Here is a 1,652-nt window from a genome sequence, read left to right as displayed (position 1 = left end):
CCCGGGACACACTGCATATGTGGACCCAGATCGTCGGCAAGATCCGGCTGGCCCACGCCCCCATGGTCAACCACTGGTGGCAGGTGGCCCTTTACGTCACGCCGCGGGGATTGACCACTTCCGCGATCCCGTACCGAACTGGCGTGTTCGATATCGAGTTCGACTTCGTCGATCACCGGCTGGGCATTCGGGTCAGTGACGGAAGCCGGCGCGAACTGGCGCTGGAGCCCAAACCGGTGGCCCAGTTCTACGCCGAGACCATGGGCGCGCTGGGAGAGCTGGGCATTCGGACGCGCATCCACCCGCAGCCGAACGAGGTGGCCCCGGCGATCCCGTTCGCGGACGACTACGAGCACGCCTCCTACGACCCGCACGCCGTGCGGCTGTTCTGGGGCCAACTACTCCAGGCGAACCGGGTGCTCGGGGAGTTCCGGACCCATTTCGTCGGCAAGGACAGCCCCGTGCATGTGTTCTGGGGGTCGATGGACCTGACCTGCACCCGCTTCTCCGGGCGCCCCGCGCCACCGCATCCCCCCGGGGGCATCCCCAACGTGCCGGACTGGGTGACAAGGGAAGCCTACTGCGTCGAGTTGTTCAGCTGCGGGTTCTGGCCCGGAGGCGGTGAGGAGGGCGGGTTCTACGCCTACGGCTATCCCGAGCCGGTCGGCTGCGCCGACCATCCGGTCCGCCCTGCGACGGCGTCGTACCAGCGGGGCAGCGCAGAGTTCACGCTGCCCTACGAGGCGGTAGCCGACACCGCCGATCCGGACCGGGTGCTGAGCGAATTTCTGCACAACACCTATGGGGCGATCGCCGAGTTGGGCGGTTGGGACCGAGCGGCACTGGAGGCCGGCCCACACCGCTGGGAACACCGCTAGAGGGTGTGACCGAAGGAGGCCACCATGAACAACATCGGTCTGCTGGCCCGCATCGAGGCCAAGCCGGAGCACGCCGACGAGATCGCCCGGCTGCTGACCGAAGCCCGGCAGCTCGCCGAGGCGGAGGAGCGGACCCTCACCTGGTTCGCCTTCCGGGAGGACGCCACCACCTTCGGTGTCTTCGACACCTTCGAGAACGACGAGGACCGCGCCGAACATCTGCGCGGACGGATCGCCGCCGCGCTCATGGGGGCCGCGGAGACCATGCTCGCCTCGCCGCCCGACATCCGGCCCGTCGACCTGCTCGCGGTCAAGCTGCCCTGAGCGGCCGGTACGCCGCACACAGGGGGCTGACCGGTCCGGCCGAGGGCAGGCGACCCGCACGTCTTTCACAGGCCGGGGCGATGGCGGATCACCATCGCCCCGGCCTTTTCTCGCCACCGTGCGTGAACGGCCGGTGAAGAGATCGGCACGGATAATTCTTGACCGATCCTTGGTGATTCAACCAGCGCAAAGGGCTGCGCGTTTGCATTCGGGTTGCTTCGAACCTGCGTAAGCCCTGTGAAGATCGGCCGCCGAAGGGCCTCGGGGCTGCGACCAGGGGATTGATCTGACCGCGTCAAGTCGGCACGCTCGCTGAGCGCGAGCAGAACTCTGCCGCGTGAAACGCGAATCCCCCCACACGCAAACGAGGAGACCCCTCTTGACGGCGCATCACAAACGCATAAGCAAGGCCAAGACCGTCACCGCGATCGCGGCCGCCGCAACCGTCGT

Annotated in this window: 2 protein-coding genes; both read left to right on the top strand. The window is 67.6% G+C overall.

Going from position 1 to position 1,652, the window contains the following annotated elements; genetic code table 11:
* The coding region (locus BEK98_RS47415) for a DUF5996 family protein (RefSeq protein ID WP_094222976.1) at positions 1-878 on the top strand (878 nt) is incomplete at its 5' end.
* 24 nt (positions 879-902) lie between these two features.
* The gene (locus BEK98_RS47410; protein WP_094222975.1) at positions 903-1,202 is read left to right on the top strand and encodes a putative quinol monooxygenase; all 300 of its coding nucleotides are present in this window, start codon (positions 903-905) and stop codon (positions 1,200-1,202) included.
* Positions 1,203-1,652 lie beyond the last annotated feature (450 nt).

It is taken from the genome of Streptomyces diastatochromogenes, assembly GCF_002242805.1.
GTDB classification, from domain to species: domain Bacteria; phylum Actinomycetota; class Actinomycetes; order Streptomycetales; family Streptomycetaceae; genus Streptomyces; species Streptomyces diastatochromogenes.
The sequence above is the reverse complement of the archived record's forward strand: the minus strand, read 5'-3'. Positions and strand labels throughout refer to the sequence as shown.

Coding starts and splice junctions, on each gene's coding strand:
- BEK98_RS47410 (WP_094222975.1), top strand. CDS start 903: ATGAACAACATCGGTCTGCTGGCCCGCATCGAGGCCAAGCCGGAGCAC.